The 1,799-nt window shown below is 68.7% G+C and carries 1 protein-coding gene; it reads left to right on the top strand.

Annotated features, from left to right (window positions below):
* On the top strand, positions 1 to 1,799 hold a 1,799-nt coding region (locus ACFU5M_RS34445; RefSeq protein ID WP_379055805.1), incomplete at both ends, for a condensation domain-containing protein.

Here is a 1,799-nt window from a genome sequence, read left to right as displayed (position 1 = left end):
GTGGCGGCGCGTGTTGGTGCGGCGTTGGATACTCGTGTTCCGGTGCGTGTGATTTTCGAGGCCGCGACCGTGGCCGGACTCGCCACGAAAGTCGAGCAGCACGTGGGCTCCGGCGGGCGTAAAGCCTTGGTCGCCGGTCCGCGCCCGGAGCGCATTCCGTTGTCGCTGGCGCAGCAGCGCATGTGGTTCCTCAACCAGTTCGATCCGGCGTCGTCGGTCTACAACATCCCGGCCGCCATTCGCCTCACCGGCGACTTGGACGTCGCCGCTCTGCGGCAGGCCGTCGCGGACCTGGTGGCGCGTCACGAGATCCTGCGCACGATCTATCCCCAGACTGCGAACGGCCCCGTGCAGCAGGTGCTGGCTCCGGACGAGGTGCCCATCGGCCTCACACCGGCCCGAGTCGACACGGCCGATCTGATCGCCGCGGTGACCGCGGTTGTCGCCGCGGGCTTCGACGTGACCGCCGAGGTCGGGTTCCGGGTGGAATTGTTGGAGGTCGCTTCCGCGAACGCGGACGACCCGGCCGAGCACGTGCTCGCGTTCGTCGCGCACCACATCAGCGCCGACGGTTGGTCGATGGGCCCGCTCACCCGCGACCTGATGCTGGCCTACGAGGCGCGCAGCAGAGGCGCGGCCCCGGCCATGGCTCCGCTGCCGGTCCAGTACGCCGACTACAGCCTGTGGCAGCGAGAGGTGCTCGGTTCCGAGAGCGACCCGCAGAGCCTCATCTCGCAACAGGCCGAGTACTGGCGCTCCGCGCTGGCCGCCCTGCCGGACGAACTGCCGCTTCCGGCCGATCGGCCCCGGCCCGCCCAGGCGTCCTACCGCGGTGCCACCTTCGCTTTCGAAATCGACGCCGATTTGCACGCCGAGCTCGAACAACTGGCCCAGCAACATAATTCGACACTGTTCATGGTGGTGCACGCTGCGCTCGCGGTGCTGCTGGCCCGGCTGTCGGGCACCTCCGACATCGCGATCGGCACCCCGGTGGCCGGCCGCGGCGAGGCCGAACTCGACGACCTGATCGGCATGTTCGTCAACACCCTGGTGCTGCGCACCGAGGTTGAGCCGGGCACGCCGTTCGACGCGTTGCTCGCCGAGGTCCGCCGGACCGACGTCGCGGCGTTCGGGCACGCGGACCTGCCCTTCGAGCGCTTGGTCGAATTGCTCGATCCGGTTCGCTCGGCGGCGCGGCATCCGCTGTTCCAGGTGATGCTGGTGCTGCAGAACCTGGCACAGGCGACGCTCGAGTTGCCCGGGCTCACGGTGTCCGGCATCGATCCCCAGGTGTCGGCGGCCAAGTTCGATCTGCAGATTACCCTGGCCGAACAGCCCGGCGCACAGGGCCTTTCGGTGATGATCGGCTATGCGACCGACCTGTTCGACGAATCGACCGTGCGGAACTTCGCGAGCCGATTCCGTCGTATCCTGGCGGCGGTCGCGGCCGATGCCACCGCCGTGGTCGGGGACATCGATGTGCTCGCACCCGGCGAGCGCGATCAGGTACTCAGTGCGTGGAATGTGCCGGGGGCCTGGGTTCCCGGTGCGACCTTGCCGGACGTGATCGCCGAGCAGGCGTGGTTGCGTCCGGACGCGGTCGCGATCCGTTACGGCGACACCAGCTTGACGTTCGGGCAGTTGCAAAGCCGGGCGAATCAGGTGGCTCGGGCGTTGATCGCTCGGGGTGCGGGACCGGAGTCGGTGGTGGCGGTGGCGATGCCGCGTACCGAGGAGTTGCCGGTCGCGTTGTTGGGTGTGTTGACCGCGGGAGCGGCGTATCTGCCGATCGATACCAC

It is taken from the genome of Nocardia sp. NPDC057455, assembly GCF_042802775.1.
Classification (GTDB): Bacteria; Actinomycetota; Actinomycetes; order Mycobacteriales; family Mycobacteriaceae; genus Nocardia.
This window is presented reverse-complemented; position numbering and strand designations above follow the sequence as displayed.